The organism is Brevundimonas sp. M20, from assembly GCF_006547065.1.
Classification (GTDB): domain Bacteria; phylum Pseudomonadota; class Alphaproteobacteria; order Caulobacterales; family Caulobacteraceae; genus Brevundimonas.
Genome location: NZ_CP041243.1, coordinates 3,247,617 through 3,266,096, shown reverse-complemented (window position 1 = coordinate 3,266,096; position 18,480 = coordinate 3,247,617). Strand labels below are relative to the sequence as shown.

The window sequence follows — 18,480 nt, the reverse complement described above, 5'->3', positions numbered from 1 at the left end:
GGAAAAGTCGCCGGCACCTTATCCGGGGGCGGAAGGTCGGCAAGGCGTTGAGGACAAAGGTTACGGCTTTGTCATGCGGCGCGGTGTCACGCGCCCTCGTCCGGAATGCACAGGATTTCGCCGCAGGCCTTGCAATGGACGGCGTCGGGGTCGTGCTTCTTCAGGCCGCATGTGGGGCAATCGTGGCTGACCTTGTGCGGGCGGAAGATGGTCTGGGCCAGCCGCAGGAACAGGGTGATCCCGGTCAGCATGACGAAGATCGACAGCACCCGCCCCCAGTTGCCCGGCAAGGTGATGTCGCCGAAGCCGGTCGTCGTCAGGGTGGCGATGGTGAAATACAGGGCGTCCAGATAGCCGGTGATGCCCGGATGCTCGCCCCGGAAGCTGGTGTAAACGAAACCCGTGACCACGAAGATGAAGGTGGTCAGCGAGGCGACAGCCTTGGTGACCTCCTCCACACGCGTGTCATCGTACTTCTGTCCGATGGTGCGCCAGAAAAACTCGGAATGTAGCAGGGTCCACAGGCGCACCAAGCGCAGGAAGCCCAGGTTGAACAGCCAGTAAGGGAACAGCAGGGTGGCCAGCACGAACAGGTCCACCCAGGTCGCGGGTTTCTTGAGCCAGTCCTTGATGTCCGTATGCGCCAACGCCCGACCGGTCAGGTCGGCGATGAGGATCAGGGCGATGATGTAGTCGATCACATAGAAGACGATCCCCGCCTCATGCAGGATCGGTGCGGCGAGGAAGAAGGCGATGATGGCGAAGTCGATGACAATGACAGCCAGTCGGAACTTCACCGCCAGCGGGGACGCGCCGTGGTACAGGTAGCGCAGTCGGGCGCGCAGCCGCAGGCCCTCGCCCCGCGCCGGCGGCTCCGGGAATTGCGGAGCGTTGTCCGCCTTGCGAGCAGCTTTTCCGACGGTCTTCCGGGCAGGTGCGGTGGTGGTCATGGCCCAGCTTAACGCGGTTCTCTCGTCTCAGGTCCAGTCTGGCCCTATATGCGAAGTGTAATGACCCGTCCCTTCCTCAAGATGAACGGCGCCGGCAACGACTTCGTCGTCGTCAATGCGCTCGCAACCCCGTTCTCGCCGACGGTTGAGCAGGTGCGCGCCATCGCGGACCGGCAGACGGGCGAGGGCTGCGACCAGCTGATCGCCATCGAACCGAGCAATAGCGCCGACGCCTTCATGCGTGTCTGGAACAATGACGGGACGATGGTCGAAACCTGCGGCAACGCCCTGCGCTGCGTCGGCTGGGTGCTGATGGAGTCCACGGGCAAGGACAGGGTGGTGATCGACACCGCCGGTGGTCCGACCGTGGCGACCCGCGCGCCGGGCGGACAGGTGACCGTCGACATGGGCGTGCCCCGACTGGACTGGCAGCAGGTGCCGCTGGCCGAGGAGATGGACACGCGAGGGATCGAGCTTCAGGTCGGCCCCATCGACGCCCCCCTGCTGCATACGCCGGGCGCGGTCTCGATGGGCAATCCGCATGTGGTCTTCTTTGTCGGCGAGACGCCGGACGACGGCTTCGTGCGCGGCTCGGGCTCGCTGGTCGAGCATCACCCGATGTTCCCTGAAGGGGTTAATGTCGGCTTCGTCCACGCCCTGTCGCCGGATCACATTCGCCTGCGGGTGTGGGAGCGCGGCGCGGGTCTGACCAAGGCCTGCGGCACCGGCGCCTGCGCGGCTCTGGTCGCCTCGGCGCGGCGGGGGGTGACCGGTCGGCATGCCACGGTGGATGTCGATGGCGGCCGCCTGCTGATCGACTGGGACGAGGCCAGTGATCACGTCTTCATGACCGGTCCGGTGGAGGTCGAGCGGACGGGCGCGTTGAACCTGTGATCGCCGCGCTGCTCCTTTTCGCCCTGCTGACGGAGGAGCCTGTGCTCGTGCCTGCCGGGCATCACGCTTATCGGGTGTCTTCCGGTTCGATGGAGCCGACCCTCCTGGAGGGGGATGTCGTGCTTGCCGACCGTCCCGGCGGTGTCTGCGGAACAACCCGGCCTGTTCAGGGAGACATCGTGGTTGCGCGCACCCGAGGTCAGCCGTGGCTCAGGCGGGTCGTCGCGGGATCGGGACAGACGGTTCAGGTCATGGGCGGCGTCCTCCATGTCGATGGACAGCCGGTCAAACGCGAGCGCGTTGATCCCGCCGCCATGTCGGAGGACCAATCGAAACAGTTGTATCCGCAGGTCTCTGTCTGGCGTGAAACTCTGCCTTCCGGCCGGTCCTGGCTAATCTCGGACTTCGGGGACGGCCAAATGTTGGATGACACGCCTGAAGTTCTTGTGCCGGAAGGGCACTGGTTCGCGCTCGGTGACAGCCGTGACAATGCGGTGGATGACCGGGTTCACGGTCCGACAGCCGCGTCGGACCTGTGTGGCGTCGTGGTGTCCGTGGTGCGTTCGGACGACCCGTCACGGATCGGCACGCGGCCCTAGAGCTAGCGAACCCGTCGGGCGATCAACGCCCAGATCGTCACCGCGATACAGGCCCCCAGACCCAGCCAGCCGATCCAGTCCCAGACGTCGTCGCCGAGCAGGGCGCCGACGAGCCCGATCAGGGACAGGAAGGCGACGACCAGCGGAACGGCGAAGATGACCTTCAGGCTGAACGGACCGGTCTTCATTTCGCACCGCGTTTCGCCGACCGATGCTTGACCCACCACAGGTAAAGCCCGCTGCCGAGAATGATGATGGTCGCCAGATCCAGCAGGGCCCAGAGGATCTTCAGCGGCAGGCCGCCATAGTCGCCGAAATGCAGCGGCTGAGACAGGGACAGGGACTTCACATACCAGGGGGCGGGCGCGACCGCCGCCAGTTCGCCGGTGCGGGCGTCGATCAGGGCGGGCGTGGTCAGATGCTCGGTCAGCGGCGTGTCGCCGTGGAAGAAGACCGCATAGTGGTTGTCGGTCGAATAGGTCGAGCCGGGGAAGGCGACGAACTGCAGCGTCATGCCCGGCAGGGCCTGTTTGGCGCGCTCGACGGCGGCGTTGAGGGAGCTGCGCTCCGTCAGGCTGACCGGGGCGTCATAGGCGACCATTAGTTCCTTGAGAGCGTCATCCTTCCAGTAGGCGATGATCGGCACCGCGAGGGTGTTCACCACCCCGGTCACGCCCACGACCAGCACCCAGGCGGCGGTCACCACGCCCAGCAGGTTATGATAGTCGAGCCACCGCGTCCGCGCGGCCTTCGTCGCCCGCACGGTTCCGAAGGGCAGGCGTCGCATGAAGGGGGCGTAGAGCACCACCCCTGACACCAGCGCCGCCACCAGCAGCAGGCCCATGGCGCCGAGAAACAGCATCCCCGCTAGCCCCAGGAACATGTCGGTGTGCAGTTGGAGAATGAACTCCATCACCGGGTGACCGGCGACGAGTGGCGCGGCTTCGCCGGTGAACTGGTTGATCGGCTGGAAGCTGTACCGGTCGGCCGGGCCGTTCGGGTCGATGCTGGTGACATTCACCACTGGGCGCTCGACGTCGAAACTCATGAAGGCCGGAACCTCGCCTGGCTTGCGGGCGAGGGCGAGGTTCAGGACCTGGTCGAGGTTCAGTTTCTCCGCGCCCCGGGAGACGGGAGCCGTCTCGTCGTGGCCGAGCAGGACATGGTCGAGCTCATGGGTGAAGACGAGCGGAAGCCCGGTGATGCAGAGCATCAGCAGGAAAATGGTCGAGACGAGGCTCGACCATTTATGCACCCAGCTCCACGCCCGGATCGTGCCCGGCTTCATCCGGATCAGAAGTCCGTGGAGATCGAAAGGCGGAAGGTGCGCGGGGCGCCGAGCGTCAGATAGTTCGAGCCCGGATAGCCGCCGACGGCCACCCATTGATCCTCATCCGCCAGGTTCTCGACCCGTGCGCGGAGGGTCAGTGGGCGGTCACCGGCCTCGAACTCATAACGGACGCCCGCGTCGAACCGGGTCCAGCTGTCGAGCTCCAGCGTGTTGTCGGCGCTGGCGGGCTGCGAGCTGGTGTGGATCGCGCGGCCTTCCAGCGTCAGGCCGTTCACGACGGGCACGTCCCACTCGACGTTGGCGTTGATCTGGAACTCCGGCACGCCGATGGCCGAGTTGCCGTTCAGCGCGGTGTTCAGGGCCTGCTTGACCTCGGCGTCCAGCCAGGTCGCGCCGCCGATCAGGCGCAGGCCTTCGACGGGCTCGCCATAGACGGTCAGCTCGACGCCCCTGTTCTCCTGCTCGCCGCCCGAGCTGTAGACACCCGTGCCCGGGTCGAAGGACTCGCTCGGCAGGGTGGTGCGGAAGACGCTCAGCGTGCCGCCGAACGAACCGGCGTCGTACTTCACGCCGACCTCGGCCTGTTCAGCGCGGAACGGATCCAGCACCGTCCCCGGGTTGGTCACCGGCACGCCGTTGACGACGCCCGGCGCGATCTTTCCGGGGATCAGCGCTTCGGCGTAGTTGGCGTAAAGCGAGATCGTATCGCTCGGCTTGTAGACCAGCGCGAAGACGGGGGTCACCGCATCGGCGGTGTAGGGCGTGTAGGCCGAGCCGTCGGCATAGGCGTAGGTTCTGGTCTCGATCTCCTGATAGCGGGCCCCGACCGTCGCCAGCAAACGACCGTCGAGGAAGGACAGGATGTCGGCGACGGCGAAGCTGGAGGTCTTCACGCGCTCGGTCACGTGCGGATCGTCCATGTCGCCGGACAGGATCGAGGCCGCCGGGGCCGGAACAAGGGTCGGGTTGTAGAGCGTGCCCATGGCGAAGCCCGAGAAGTCGGACGCCGCCCAGGCATTGCGCGACTTCAGTTGCACTTGCGAGGCCGACGCCACGAGCGTGTGGCCGACCGGCCCGGTCGTGAGTTCCGCGCGCAGGCCGATGTCGCCCGACCAGACGGTGTCTTCACGCACGTTGTCGAAGCGATAGGCGCTGATCGTTCCATCAGACTGGGCCGTGGGGTTGGCCAGAACGTTCTCTTCCGTGCCGCGGCGTCCGCCGATCGCCGCCCAGGCGGTGACGTTGTCGGTCAGGTCGAACTCGCCGCGCACGGCTCCGAACAGCTGTTCCTCATCCGTATAGGTCCAGGACTGGCCGAAATTGCTGTCCGCCGATGGGGCGGTCGGGAGCGACGTGCTGCCGAAGGCGGGCGTCACGCTGGGGCGCGGCGCGTCGATACGGTGGTTCTGCCAGCCGAAGTCAGCCGAGAAGCGGGCGCGGTCGCCACGACGGTCGAGGCCCAGGCCGATGACCTGAAGCTCGCTGTTCTGACGGTCGATGGAGCCTTCGCCGTCGCGCGCGGCGACGTTCAGGCGGCCACCCCACTCGCCGCTCTCTCCGAAGCGTCGCGAAAAGTCGCCGGCGGCATAGAGGGCGTCGCCACCGTCCCAGCCAAGAGTGACGCGGTTCAGGGGAAGGTCTCCGGCGCGCTTGGGCGTCAGGTTGAAGGCGCCGCCGACGCCGGTGCCGCCCGGAGCGGCGCCGTTCAGGAAGGCCGAGGCGCCGCGGAACACCTCGACGCGCTCGACCAGTTCAGCCGCTACGAACTGGCGCGGCAGAACGCCGTACAAGCCGTTCCAGGTCATGTCGTCCGAGTACACGGGGAAGCCCCGGATGACGTAGAGTTCCTGGAAATTGCCGAAGCCCTTGGACACGCGGACGGTCGGGTCGTTCTGAAGTACGTCGCCGATGCTGACGGCCTGCTGGTTGCGGACGAGCGCTTCCGTATAGGCGGTGCTGGAGAAGGGCGTGTCCATCACATCCATCGAACCGAACAGGCCGACGCGGCCGCCGGTCGCAACCTGGCCGCCCGCATAGGCCGGGGCCTGGCGGACCTGGGAGCCGGTGACGATGACGTCGTCGAGTTCGGCGGCCGAGGAGGCGTCCTGCGCGAAGGCGGGGGCCGCGATCAGGGCGGCGCCGGCGGCGGTGGACAGCAGAAGAAGGGAGCGGAGGGTCACGGGATCTGCCTTGGGGGAGGGCTGATATTGAGAACGGGTCGCACTAACAGCGACGCTCCCCGGACACAACCTTGGCCGTAGTGGTTTGGCGCGCTGATCGGGCTCAAGGTGCGGGAATCCGCGCAATTGCGAGCCGTCCTGTCACATTTTCCGGACAGGATGGCGGGCGGGCGGCCGGGAAAGCCTGTCCCGCCGGGTTTGCGCCTTCCCTTGCGTCAGCGGTTGTCGCGCCGGGTCCCGCGCACTAGGAACGGGGCCACAGACGACCTGCGACCTTGCGACCGGAAACGCCGAAAGCCATGCCCGACCTGACAGACAAACAGACCTTCTCCGACGAGGACGCGCTGGACTTCCACCGCCTTCCCACGCCGGGCAAGATCTCGATGGCGCCGATCAAGCCGATGGCGACCCAGCGTGACCTGTCGCTGGCCTATTCGCCCGGCGTGGCCATCCCGGTGCTGGCGATCGCAAAGGATGCGGACAAGGCCTACGACTATACGTCCAAGGGCAATATGGTCGCCGTCATTTCGAACGGCACGGCCATCCTCGGCCTCGGCAACCTCGGGCACATGGCCTCAAAGCCTGTGATGGAGGGCAAGTCGGTCCTGTTCAAACGCTTCGCCGATGTCGACAGCTTCGATGTGGAGGTGAAGACCACCGATCCGGAAGAGTTCGTCACCGTCGTCAAGAACATCGGAGACACCTGGGGCGGCATCAATCTGGAGGACATCAAGTCCCCGGAATGCTTCGTGATCGAGAGCGAGCTTCAGGATCTGCTCGACATTCCGGTCTTCCACGACGACCAGCACGGCACGGCGATCATCTCCACCGCCGGCCTGATCAACGCCTGCCACGTCGCGGGCAAGCGTCTGGAAGACGTGAAGGTCGTCCTGTCCGGCGCCGGCGCGGCGGGCCTGTCGTCCATCGCCCTGATGAAGGCGGCGGGCGTGAAGGCCGAGAACACCGTGATCGTCGACCGTGACGGCGTGGTCTTCAAGGGCCGCGAGCACGGCATGGACCAGTGGAAGGCCGCCCATGCGACCGATACGCCCCACCGGACGCTGTCCGAGGCCATGGTCGGCGCTGACGTCGTCATCGGCCTGTCGGCCAAGGGCGCGATCACCAAGGAGATGGTCGCCACCATGGCGCCCAATCCGATCATCTTCGCCATGGCCAACCCGGACCCGGAAATCCTGCCCGAGGATGTGCTGTCGGTTCGCACTGACGCCATCATCGCGACCGGCCGGTCGGACTACGCCAACCAGGTCAACAATGTTCTGGCCTTCCCCTATCTGTTCCGCGGCGCGCTGGATGTGCGCGCCCGCCGGGTGAACCACGAGATGAAGGTCGCCTGCGCCCAGGCGCTGGCCGCTCTCGCCCGCGAGGATGTGCCCGACGAGGTCGCCGCCGCCTACCGTGGCCGCAAGCTGAAGTTCGGCCGGGACTATATCATCCCGACCCCGTTCGATCCGCGTCTGATCTGGTTCATTCCGCCCTTCGTGGCCCAGGCGGCCATGGACACCGGCGTGGCCCGCCAGCCGATCGCCGACATGGATGAATACCGCGCCTCCCTGCGCCAGCGCCTCGACCCGTCGGCGGCCCTGATGCAGAACATTTCCGGCGCGGTGCGCGCCGCCCCGAACAAGCGGGTCGTCTTCGCCGAAGGCGAAGAAACCTCGGTCATCCGCGCCGCCTGGGGTTTCAAGCAGGCCGAACTGGGCACGCCCATCCTGCTGGGCCGCGAGGAGCTGATCCGCAAGAATGCCGCAGACGCCGGTCTGAATTTCGATGACATGGGCATCGAGATCGTCAACGCCCGCATCAGCGACCGCAACGCCGAATACACCGAATGGCTCTACGCCAAGCTGCAGCGCCGGGGCTATCTGCGCCGTGACGTTCAGCGGATGATCAATCAGGACCGCAACTACTTCGGCGCCACCATGATCGCGCGCGGTCAGGCCGACGCCATGGTCACCGGGGTGACCCGCAACTTCAATATGGTGCTGAAGGAGGTCCGCCGCGTTCTGGACGTGAAGGAACGGATGATCGGCCTGTCGGTCCTGCTGGCCAAGGGCCGGACCCTGTTCGTCGCCGACACCTCGATCCATGAGCTTCCGGACGCCGAGGAGCTGGCCGAGATCGCCATCCAGGCGGCGGCTACGGTGCGCAAGCTGGGCAAGACCCCCCGCGTCGCCTTCCTGTCCTACTCCACTTTCGGCAACCCGCCGGGCGAGCGGGGCGAGAAGGTGCGCGAGGCGATCCGCATCCTCGACAGCAAGGGCGTGGACTTCGAGTACGAGGGTGAGATGCCGCCGGAACTGGCTCTGGAGCCGGAACTGCGGGGAGCCTATCCGTTCATGCGCCTGACCGGTCACGCCAACGTTCTGGTCATGCCGGCCATTCATTCAGCCGCCATCTCGACCCGTCTGGTGCAGGCGCTGGGCGGAGCGACCGTGATCGGCCCGCTGCTGGTCGGCCTGGAGAAGTCGGTGCAGATCGTTTCGCTGGGCGCCTCGGTCAGCGAGATCATCACCGCCGCGACCTTCGCCGCCTATGAAGACGGCGCCGAAGGCGAGGAGTAAGGCCTGAAGTCCGGGCCGATCAGGCCCGGAACGAAATCGGCCAGGTTGGACGCGGTCCAGCCTGGCTCCGATTCCCCTTCAGCCGATCAGGCTCCGGGCGTCGACCTTGCGACGCTCGACAATACTGCCGCGCACCCACTCCAGGATACAGAACACGACGGCCAGCAGGCCCAGCCAGGCGGCGATGGCGAACATCGGCGCATAGCCCTGTGCATCGACCAGCTCTCCCAGCGCGCCCCGGCCGAGCGTGCCGATCAGCAGGGCCAGCGAGATGAAGACCGCGAACTGAACCGCACCGAAGGTCTTGTTCGACAGGGCGGACAGATAGGCCACGAAGGCGGCGCCGGCGAAGCCGCCCGCAACGTTCTCGCCCGCGATGGCCAGCATCAGGCGGGCCAGCGGTTCGCCGATATGGAAGACGGCGAACAGGTCGTACAGGTGCGTCGCGCGCATGAAGCCGCCGATCACCGGCGCGCCCATGGCCAGATCCATCATCAGCAGATTGGTGGCGGCCGACAGGATCGCGCCGATCAGCAGGCTCCACATCCGGCCGATGACCAGAAGCGCCCAGCCGCCCAGCGCGATGCCGGCGATGGTCATGAAGACGCCGAAGGTCTTGGACGCCAGCGCCACTTCCGCATTGGTGTGGCCCAGCGCGCCGCCAGTGTCCCCCATGTAGAAGGGGAAGGCGAACGGACCCCAGACGCCGTCGGTGATGCGGTAGGTCAGGATCAGGCCCAGAACGATCAATGCGCCCCAACCCAGCCGTCCCATCAGTTCGACCAGCGGCGCCAGGATGGCGTCATAGAGGGTATCAGCCAGTTTCGGCCGGGCGGAGGCTTCCTCTGCGGTTGGTCCGCGACCCTTCCAGACAATCAGGCCGGCGAGGGCGGCGGGCAGGATCACGGTCGCGCCGACGATCCACGGCCCCCACGAGCCGGTAAATGCGCCCGCGCTCGGCGCCGGCGAAGTGGTCAGGGCTGTGACCATGAAGCGGAACAGCATGAAGGCCGCCCAGGCCCAGGCCGACAGGGTGGCGATCAGGACAATCAGGCGCAGGCGCGGCGACCCCCGACGTTCGCGCGCTACGGCAGCGCGGGAGCTGGCTTGGGGTTCGGGCGCGATCAGGGTGCCCATGACGCCCACGCCCATGAGGACAGCGCCGACGATGAAGACCCCTGGCCAGCCCAGAACCGTCGCCAGCAGCAGTGCGCCGGCTCCGCCGGTCAGGGCGGCGGTGCGATAGCCGAGTTGGTAGATGGTCGACAGCAGGTCGATGGGCGTCGTCTCATCGGCGACCTCGATCCGCCAGGCATCGATGACGATGTCCTGCGTCGCGAAGGCGAAGGCGCCCAGTGCAGCCCCCATGGCCAGCGGTCCCAGCACTCCCGTGTCGGGATGCGACAGAGCGACCAGCCCCAGGGCGATGGCGATGATGACCTGAAGGACGATCAGCCAGCTGCGCCGGCGGCCGAACCGCTTGCCGATCACCGGCGGGGTCCAGCTCACGACGGGCGACCACAGGAACCGGAAGGCGCCGAACAGACCTATCCAGCTCAGGACGCCGATGGTCGCGACCGGAATTTCGGCCTCGGTCAGCCAGGCGTTCAGCGTGCCGATCAGCATGGCGAAGGGCAGGCCCGCCGAGAAGCCCAGCAACAGCATCGCCAGTGTCCGGCGTTCGCGGAAGGCGGCCTTCAGGACGGCCAGACCCTTGGGCGCGGGCGGCGGCGAGGCGGCCTCGGTCGCGGGCGTCGAGCTGTCGGTCATAGGCGTCTCCGGACGCCCCCGGCGTCTCTTGATTCAGACGGCGACCTTGGCGCGGACTTCGCGGTTCGTCCAGCGGGACAGGGCGGCCCGCATGGCTTCCAGTTCCAGCGGCTTGACCAGATGGTCATTCATGCCGGCCTCAAGGCAGGCCTTGCGGTCTTCGGCGAAGGCGTTGGCGGTCAGAGCGACGATGGGGGTGCGGTCGCCACGGGCCCGAAGGGCGCGCGAGGCCGTCGGGCCGTCCATGCCGGGCATCCGCATGTCCATGAAGACCAGATCATAGCGGGCGCGCTTCAGGGCGGCGAGCGCCTCGTCTCCGCTGGCGGCGGTCTCCACGGCGCAGCCTTCGCGTTTCAGCAAGGTCGAGGCCAGCAGGGCGCCGACGGGATTGTCCTCGACCAGCAGCACCCGCGTGCCCGAGAAGCGGCCGGGGAGAACCCGGTCGTCGTCGGCGTGCGTCGGACGGGCGCCGGACCGTTCCAGTGTTTGAACCCCGGCGACGGCCAGAACTCGCTCGGCCAGCGAGGCGCGTCGCAGTGGCTTGATGAGGTAGCCGTGGAAGCCGGAGGAACGGTAGCGGGCGATCAGGTCACGTTCGGAGGGCTTGAGCAGCACCACGGCCCGGCTGTCGGCGGGGCGGGCGGCGAGGCCGTGCGGACTTTGGCGCCCCGCGTGATCGACCAGCACAATGGAGGCGTCCGCCGCCACGGTCCCGCCTGAGGCTATGATCTGGGCCTCGGCGGCCTGACGGATGAACAGGTCGGGAGTGAGGACCGCGACGGAAACGTCCGCGAGGGGTTGTCCGCGCACAGTGTCCGGCGCCGCCGGGAACGGCGCCTCGAAGCGGAAGCGGGCGCCGGGGCCGTCGGGGCGGTCCGTGACGACGACTGTCCCGTCCATGGCGGCGGCCAGCTTGCGCACGACGGCGAGGCCCAGACCCGCCCCGCCGAAACGGCTGGCGTCGCTGGAGTCGACGTGGCCGAACTCCTCGAAGATGCGCTCGCGCGCCTCGGCGGGAACACCGGGGCCGGTGTCGTCGATGATGAAGGCAAGGCGCGGAGCCTCGTCTGTTCCCCCCGCGCGCTCGACGGCGATGCGCACACCGCCGGTCGTGGTGAACTTCACCGCATTGCCCGCCAGATTGAACAGCACCTGCCGCAAGCGACCCTCGTCGGCGAGCACGTCGGGGGCGTTGGCGGCGACTGACCAGGCGATTTCCAGGTCCCTATCATGGGCGCGGGGACTGAGCAGCTCGGCCACGCCGCGCACCAGCGCCTCCAGATCGACGGGGGCGGCGTCGAACTCCAGCTTGCCGGCTTCAAGACGAGCGTAGTCCAGCAGGTCGTTGACCAGGCCGAGCAGGTGTTCGGCTGAGGATCGCGCAGCCTCGGCATAGGCGCGCTGGGCGCCGTCCAGCCTGGTGCGGGACAACAGGCCGAGCATGCCGATCACCCCGTTCAGGGGTGTCCGCATCTCGTGACTCATCAGGCGAAGGAACTGCTGCTCGGCCGACACGATCTCGGGCGTCGCGGGGGCTGGCTGTTCGATCCGTCGCCGGGGCATGTCGGGTTCTCCTCGATCACACCGTGAACTCAAGACGTTAAGAGATCACCACGCGGGAAGGCCGGGCGCGGGAGCCGGGGCGGCCGGGCGGCGGGCGTCGAAGGCGGCGTTCGCGTCGGCGGTTGATCGACGATAGATCAGGGCCTCGGCGATATGGCGGCGCAGGACGCCGTCGCACCCGTCCAGATCGGCGATGGTGCGGGCCAGCCGCAGGGTGCGGGTCCAGCCCCGCGCGGTCAGGCCGCCGACCTCGCCCGCCTTCATCAGCAAGGCCTTGCCCGGCTCGTCCGGCGTGGCGAAGCGGTCCAGAAGATCGCCCGAGACCCGGGCGTTCACCGCCTGATCCTGCGCTGTGTCAGGATCGACGCCGGCGGCGTGCAGGCGGTCGGTCTGCATCTCACGGGCGCGCAGGACCCGGGCGGCGGCCTCGGCCGTGCCTTCAGCGGGCGGCGGCAGGGCCATGTCGGCTGCGGTGACCGGGGGCGCCTCCACCGTCAGGTCGATGCGGTCGAACATCGGACCGGAGATGCGGTTGCGATAGTCCATCTGGCACCGCGGCGCCTTCCCGCAAGCCCCGCGCCCGGCGCCGCCCACGCCGCAGCGGCAAGGGTTCATCGCCGCCACCAGTTGGAAGCGCGCCGGATAGCGGACATGGGCGTTGGCGCGAGCGACCACGATCTCACCGGTCTCAAGGGGCTGGCGGAGCGAGTCGAGGGCCTGGGCGCTATATTCGGGCAGTTCATCCAGGAAGAGCACGCCATTGTGGGCGAGGGAGGCTTCGCCGGGCTTGGCGCGCAGGCCGCCGCCGGTCAGGGCGGCCATGGAGGCCGAGTGATGCGGAGCGCGGAAGGGGCGGTCGCGGGTCAGGGCGCCGCGCTCGATCAGCCCGGCCACCGACCAGACCATGGAGGTCTCCAGCAACTCCTTCGGCGTCAGGGGCGGCAGCAGGCCGGGCAGGCGGGCGGCCATCATCGACTTGCCCGAGCCCGGCGGGCCGACGAAAAGCAGATTGTGGCTCCCTGCCGCCGCGATCTCCAGCGCCCGCTTGGCGCTTTCCTGTCCCTTGACCTCGCGCAGATCGGGCACGCGTTCGCCGCTGCGCATGGCGCCGGGATCGGGCCGACGGAGAACCTGTGCCCCCTTGAAATGGTTGACCAGGGCGATGAGGGACCGGGGCGCCAGCACGGCCACGTCGCCCGCCCAGGCGGCCTCGGGTCCATTCGACTCGGGGCAGATCAGGCCCAGCCCCATGCCGTCGGCGGCGACGGCGGCGGGCAGGGCGCCGCCGACCGGCGCGATCCGTCCATCCAGCCCCAGCTCGCCGATCGCAGCCCAGCCGGACAGGGCGTCCGGCGGGATGACGCCCATCGAGGCCAGCAGGGCCAGAGCCACCGGCAGGTCGAAATGGTTGCCCTCCTTGCGCAGGTCAGCGGGCGCCAGATTGGCGATGATCCGCTTGGACGGCAGGGCCAGTCCGATGCCCGCGAAGGCCCCGCGCACCCGTTCACGACTTTCCGCCACCGCCTTGTCGGCGAGGCCGACGATGGTGAAGGACGGCGTTTCCGCCGACAGCTGCTGGACCTCGACGTCCACACGCCGGGCGTCGACCCCTTCGAACGCGACTGTGACGACGCTCGCGTGCATGGCTCCCTCCCGCTATAGGAGAGGAACGAAACACGAACTCACAACCATTGCAAGAGCGACGTTATCCGGCGCGCTTGCTCTCGATGGCGTCCCACATCAGGGCGGCGGCGTTGACGCCGGTGAAGCGGAGCAGTTGCTGGGCGCCGGTGGGGGAGGTGACGTTGATCTCGGTGAGATAGTCGCCGATCACGTCGATGCCGACGAACAGCAGGCCACGTTCCTTGAGCGTCGGGCCGATGGCCTTGCAGATTTCCAGATCGCGCGGGGTCAGTTCGACCGGTTGGGCGGTGCCGCCGACGCGCAGGTTGGAGCGGACCTGATCCTTGGCCGGGACGCGGTTGATGGCGCCGACGGGCTCGCCATCGATCAGGATGATGCGCTTGTCGCCCTTGGACACCGCCGGAATGAACTTCTGGATCACCAGCGGATCGCGCGAGCCCATGGCGTGGATTTCAACCAGGGCGTCGAGGTTGGGGTCGTCGGCCTTCAGCCGCACCACGCCCGAGCCGGCGGCGCCGTGCAGGGGCTTGAGCACCACCTCGCCGTGGCGGCGGTGGAAGTCGCCCAGGGCGACCGGGTCCGAACTGATCAGGGTCGGCGGGGTCAGGCCGGGGAATTTCGTCACCAGCAGCTTCTCGGGCGCCGAGCGGACCTCGGCGGGGTCGTTCACCACCAGCGTCTTCGGGTGCACCGTCTCCAGCAGGTAGGTGGCGGTGACATAGGCCATGTCGAAGGGCGGGTCCTGACGCATCAGGATGACGTCGACGTCCTTCGACAGGTCCAGCTTCACCTCGTCGCCGAAGGTCACGTGGTCGCCCACGGTCTGGCGCAACGTCACCGGGCGGGCGCGGCAGAACAGGACGCCGTCTTCCAGCGCCAGGGTGCGGAAGTCATAGACCCAGAGCGGGTAGCCCCGGTTCTGGGCCTCCATGGCCTGCAGCCATGTGGTGTCGGACTCGATATTGACCCCTTCGATGGGGTCCATCTGGATCGCGACCTTCAGCATCACTTGTCTCTTGGCCTACCGCGCTTCGCGCTACTTGAGGCCGCCTCGCGGGCAGCAGCTTGGCTAATGGGCGCCGGACGGGCCGGGCGCAACCCTTTGGCGTCAGTTCAGCTGCAGCCGGACGCGATCCACGGACAGGCGGCGGCGGACTTCGGCGCCGTCGTCGAGCGAGCGGGCGCGGGAGAGGGCTTCGAGCGCCCCGGCCAGCGCGCCCTGCTTCTCGCGGGCGGCGGCGACGTCGAGCCAGGGGCGGTGGTCCTCGGGGTCCAGCAGGGCGCGGCGGACGGCCGACCGCTCGGCGCTCTCGTAGTCATGGGCGCGGATGGCGCGGATGAAGAGAAGGTTCTGCAGCCGGATCAGGGCCTGTCGGTCGCTGACCGGGGCCATGAGGACGTCCAGCCGATCCGCGACATGGGGCGTCAGGCCGGCGCGCAGGGCGCGCCGGGTCAGTTCGGACGGCATGACCAGACGCCCTTGGCTGAAGGGGTCCAGCGCCACCGGGCCCTCCGGCGTTTCGACCCGCAGCAGGAAGTGGCCGGGGAAGTCGACGCCCTGGGCCTTGATGCCCGCGCGGCGGGCCGCGTCGAGGTAGAGGATCGCCAGAGCCGCCGACAGGCCGCGACGCCGCTCGGCCACGTCTATGATGTCGGTGTTGCCGACGTGCTCGAAGTGGATCAGGTCGCCGTTCAGGCGCAGGTCGCAGGCCATGGTCTCGGCCAGGGCGTCATCCGGGCTTTCGCCGATCATCCGTTCGGTCAGGCGCTGGGCGGCGGCGGCGGCGAGAAGCCGGACCGGCTCCGGGTCGCGGAACGGATAGTCGTGAATGGCGCAGGCGATGGCCGCTTCCAGCAGGGGGAAGGCGTCGTCGTCGGCCAGTCCGGCCTCGCTCAAGCAGGTCTCAGCTTCGTTGCGCGTCACGACCGCCCCCGGTTCACACCCGGACGATGGCGCGGAAGGCGGCGGGGAGCCAGCGCCACAATATCAATCCGCAACAGATGTCCGGCCAAGCTGGGTCTTTGGCGCAACACTGCCCGACCGGCCGAAAGCAGCCTTTCGTACTGTTCCGGCTGAAGCGCCGCGAGGGCCTGTTCCATCGTGGCGCGGCGTTTGACCTCGACCACGGCGAGGGTCCGGCCGCGGCGGGCGAGGATGTCGATCTCGCCGGCGCGGGTTTTCAGGCGGAAGCCGAGGACCTGATAGCCCTTGAGCATCAGCAGGGCGGCGGCCAGCCATTCGGAGCGGTGACCGGCCCGGTGGGCGGCCTTGCCGAGGCTGACGCGCCAGCCGCGCGACGGCGTCTTCACGACCTTCGGCGCCTTGAGGCGGTCCGAGGGTCGCTTGCGGGTCACCGGCCCTGAAGCTCCAGCGCCCGCTTGTAGAGCGGCTTGCGGGGCAGGTTCAGCGCCTTCGACACCTCCGCCGCCGCCTCGCCGGGCGGGAGGCGGGTCAGGGCCTCGGTCAGGGCGGCGTCGGCGTCCTCCTCGGAGGCGGCCTCCACCTCGCCGGGGGCGACCACGATGACGATCTCGCCCTTGGGCGACTGGCAGCGCGGATCGACGGCCAGTTCGGGCAGGGCGCCGCGCACGCACTCCTCATAGAGTTTGGTCAGCTCGCGGGCGACCGCGGCGGGGCGGGGGCCGAGCACCGCGGCCATGTCGGCCAGGCTGTCGGCGAGGCGCGGGCCGCTCTCGAAGAAGACCAGCGTCTGGCGGGCGGTGCGAAGCTCCTCCAGCGCGGTGCGCCGCGCGCCCGACCTGGACGGCAGGAAGCCGGCGAAGGTGACGCGGTCGGCGGGCAGGCCGGCGATGCACAGGGCGGCCAGCAGGCTGGAGGCGCCGGGAATCGGATGGACCGGCAGGCCTTCGGCCAGAACGGCGCGGGCGACGACGAAGCCGGGGTCCGAGATCATCGGGGTGCCCGCATCGGACACCAGGGCGACGACGGCGCCGTCCTTCAGCCGTTCGATCGCCTGTTCGGCGGCGCGGGCCGAGGCGTGGTCGTCGCACCGCTCCAGCTTCGCCTTCAGGCCGTAGGCGGACAGCAGTTTGGCGGTGACGCGGGTGTCCTCGGCCAGCACCAGATCGGCGGCGGCCAGCACGTCCAGCGCCCGCAGGGTCATGTCGCGCAGGTTCCCGATGGGCGTCGCCACCAGATAGAGGCCGGGCGCGACGGTGCGCGCGGGCGGGGCGGTCGGCGGGAAGACGGACGGATCAGGCATCGGCGGGACCGTGCCTGACAGGGTCGGCCCTGTCAGGGGAAAAATGCCTGACTTCCGTCTTCCCGACACAGGCGCCGGGGTCGGGCGATAATGTGCACTCGAAAAAAATGCAGTGCACATCGTGCACATTTTCCCGTCAGACGAGGTGATCGGCAGCCGTTTCAACCGTGAATGAGGGCTCCGGGCACGACGTCAGGCGCCGGCGACAGGGCGTTTGGCGAGGTTTTCAGTGCGGCGGGGCATTCAGCCTGTGCTCAACCCGGAGGGAGCGTCACGGACCGCGATGTCAAAGACCGGCATCCAGTCTGACATGCCGGTGCGTCAAATTTGGACGTATCGCTTTCTTGCTATCGTCATCCCGGACAAGCGGTCGCGTAGCGGGCGCGCGATCCGGGACCCAGCGGCGCGCGCGAGCGCGAAGCTGTCAGGAGCGCCGGCGTCCTGCTTTGACCTTCTGTGTTTCGCCGCCGTCGCGGCGCCGCTGGTCCCGGCTTTCGCCGGGATGACGATAGAGGGGTTACGTCAGCAACGCCTTCAGCACCGCATCCAGCAGGGGACGGCCTGTGGCGGTGGCGGCGATGTGTTCGTCGGTGCGAGTGAGGAAGCCGTCGGCGAGCAGGTCGGCGAGGCGGCCACGGTCGGGGGACAGGTCGAGAGCGGCGAGGTCGGTGAGGGAGACACCCTCGACGGTGCGCAGGCCGAGCAGGAGGCGTTCCTCGGCGGCCTCGAGCGGGGACTGGTTGTCGCGCTCGATCCAGGGGGCGTTGGCGGCGACACCCGTGGTGTAATCGGCGATGCCGCGATGGGCGACCGTGGCGGTGCGGACGCCGTCCAGTGTCAGGCGGCCGTGGGCGCCGGGGCCGACTCCGACGTAGTCGCCGCCGCGCCAGACATGGAGATTATGGGACGAGCGGGCGGCTTCGCCCCGGGCGTGGTTGGAGACCTCATAGGCCTCGAACCCGGCGGCCTCGAGGACGGTCTGCGTGGTCTCATAGAGTTCGGCGGCGAGGTCCTCGTCGGGCGGAACCAGCGTGCCGCGCGCGAAGGCGCGGCCGAAGGCGGTCGTGGGTTCGATGGTCAGCTGGTAGGGCGAGACGTGTTCGAAGCCGAGGTCCAGCGCTTCGGACAGTTCCGCCCGCCAGTCGGCGACGCTCTGTCCGGGGCGGGCGTAGATCAGGTCGATGGACAGGCGCGGGAAGGCTCGGGCGGCCGTGGCCACGGCGCGGCGGGCCTCGTCGGCGGAATGGTTGCGGCCCAGCGCCTTCAGCGCGGCGTCATCCAGCGCCTGCACCCCCATCGACAGGCGGTTGATCCCGGCGGCGGCGAGGGCGGCGAAGCGGTCGGCTTCGGCGTCGGTGGGGTTGGCTTCCAGCGTGATCTCGATGGGGCCGCGCGGCTGGAACAGGGTCTGCGCGCGCGCGATCACCCGCGCCACGGCAGCCGGGTCCATCAGCGAGGGCGTGCCGCCGCCGAAGAAGATGGAGGCGAGGCGGCGCGGGCCGGTCAGGGCCGCCTGAGCCTGCATGTCGGTCAGGATGGCCTCGACCAGCGCGGCCTGTTCGTCGGTGCGTCCCCGGTCCCGCACGACGTTGAAGTCGCAATAGGGGCAGATCCGGGCGCAGTAGGGCCAGTGGACGTAGAGGGCGACGTCGCTGCCGGGGTCGCGAAGTGGCGAGTGGCGAGTGGCGAGTGGCGAGGAGGAAGAGGGCGTAGCGGGCATTCCACCCCAGGGGCGAGGCGATCCGGAGTTGGATTGATCCCTTACACGGTTTGGCGTGAGAAC

15 protein-coding genes are annotated in these 18,480 nt (G+C 68.5%); 3 read left to right on the top strand and 12 right to left on the bottom strand.

Annotated elements, in window-relative coordinates:
* Positions 1-86: 86 nt before the first annotated feature.
* Entirely contained in the window at positions 87-950 is an 864-nt protein-coding gene (locus FKQ52_RS16090; protein WP_141628116.1) for a potassium channel family protein, read from the bottom strand.
* Between the two features lie 60 nt (positions 951-1,010).
* On the opposite strand from FKQ52_RS16090, the gene dapF reads away from it, so the two are divergent.
* Both dapF and lepB read left to right on the top strand, forming a co-directional pair.
* Positions 1,011-1,844, top strand: a complete 834-nt coding sequence (gene dapF, locus FKQ52_RS16085; protein ID WP_168196885.1) for a diaminopimelate epimerase — start codon at positions 1,011-1,013, stop codon at positions 1,842-1,844.
* Positions 1,841-2,443, top strand: coding sequence for a signal peptidase I (gene lepB / locus FKQ52_RS16080; protein WP_141628114.1), 603 nt, complete (start codon positions 1,841-1,843; stop codon positions 2,441-2,443). The genes dapF and lepB overlap by 4 nt, the downstream gene beginning before the upstream one ends.
* Before the next feature lie 2 nt (positions 2,444-2,445).
* On the opposite strand, the gene FKQ52_RS16075 is transcribed toward lepB, so the two are convergent.
* The 3 genes from FKQ52_RS16075 to FKQ52_RS16065 are packed head-to-tail and all read right to left on the bottom strand — an operon-like array spanning position 2,446 to position 5,914.
* Entirely contained in the window at positions 2,446-2,631 is a 186-nt protein-coding gene (locus FKQ52_RS16075) for a DUF4175 domain-containing protein (protein WP_141628113.1), read from the bottom strand.
* Positions 2,628-3,827, bottom strand: coding sequence for a PepSY domain-containing protein (locus FKQ52_RS16070; protein WP_141628112.1), 1,200 nt, complete (start codon positions 3,825-3,827; stop codon positions 2,628-2,630). Before FKQ52_RS16070 ends, FKQ52_RS16075 begins: the two co-directional genes overlap by 4 nt.
* On the bottom strand, positions 3,737-5,914 hold the full coding sequence (locus tag FKQ52_RS16065; RefSeq protein ID WP_141628111.1) for a TonB-dependent siderophore receptor: 2,178 nt from the start codon (positions 5,912-5,914) through the stop codon (positions 3,737-3,739). Before FKQ52_RS16065 ends, FKQ52_RS16070 begins: the two co-directional genes overlap by 91 nt.
* A 299-nt stretch (positions 5,915-6,213) precedes the next feature.
* Here FKQ52_RS16065 and FKQ52_RS16060 point away from each other — a divergent pair, with 299 nt between their 5' ends.
* Positions 6,214-8,496, top strand: a complete 2,283-nt coding sequence (locus FKQ52_RS16060; RefSeq protein WP_141628110.1) for an NADP-dependent malic enzyme — start codon at positions 6,214-6,216, stop codon at positions 8,494-8,496.
* 78 nt (positions 8,497-8,574) lie between these two features.
* On the opposite strand, the gene FKQ52_RS16055 is transcribed toward FKQ52_RS16060, so the two are convergent.
* From FKQ52_RS16055 to hemW, 8 genes are all read right to left on the bottom strand, one after another.
* Positions 8,575-10,266, bottom strand: coding sequence for an AmpG family muropeptide MFS transporter (locus FKQ52_RS16055; protein ID WP_141628109.1), 1,692 nt, complete (start codon positions 10,264-10,266; stop codon positions 8,575-8,577).
* A gap of 33 nt (positions 10,267-10,299) precedes the next feature.
* The gene (locus FKQ52_RS16050; RefSeq protein ID WP_141628108.1) at positions 10,300-11,829 is read right to left on the bottom strand and encodes a response regulator; all 1,530 of its coding nucleotides are present in this window, start codon (positions 11,827-11,829) and stop codon (positions 10,300-10,302) included.
* A 45-nt stretch (positions 11,830-11,874) separates the two neighbouring features.
* Positions 11,875-13,473, bottom strand: coding sequence for a YifB family Mg chelatase-like AAA ATPase (locus FKQ52_RS16045; protein WP_141628107.1), 1,599 nt, complete (start codon positions 13,471-13,473; stop codon positions 11,875-11,877).
* A gap of 61 nt (positions 13,474-13,534) precedes the next feature.
* On the bottom strand, positions 13,535-14,482 hold the full coding sequence (gene gshB, locus FKQ52_RS16040; RefSeq protein WP_240811685.1) for a glutathione synthase: 948 nt from the start codon (positions 14,480-14,482) through the stop codon (positions 13,535-13,537).
* A 99-nt stretch (positions 14,483-14,581) separates the two neighbouring features.
* Entirely contained in the window at positions 14,582-15,397 is an 816-nt protein-coding gene (locus FKQ52_RS16035; protein ID WP_141628105.1) for a SirB1 family protein, read from the bottom strand.
* The gene (locus tag FKQ52_RS16030) at positions 15,394-15,828 is read right to left on the bottom strand and encodes a YraN family protein (protein WP_370450985.1); all 435 of its coding nucleotides are present in this window, start codon (positions 15,826-15,828) and stop codon (positions 15,394-15,396) included. Before FKQ52_RS16030 ends, FKQ52_RS16035 begins: the two co-directional genes overlap by 4 nt.
* On the bottom strand, positions 15,825-16,697 hold the full coding sequence (gene rsmI, locus FKQ52_RS16025; protein WP_141628104.1) for a 16S rRNA (cytidine(1402)-2'-O)-methyltransferase: 873 nt from the start codon (positions 16,695-16,697) through the stop codon (positions 15,825-15,827). Before rsmI ends, FKQ52_RS16030 begins: the two co-directional genes overlap by 4 nt.
* Positions 16,698-17,214: 517 nt before the next feature.
* Positions 17,215-18,417, bottom strand: a complete 1,203-nt coding sequence (gene hemW, locus FKQ52_RS16020; protein WP_141628103.1) for a radical SAM family heme chaperone HemW — start codon at positions 18,415-18,417, stop codon at positions 17,215-17,217.
* Between the last annotated feature and the right edge of the window lie 63 nt (positions 18,418-18,480).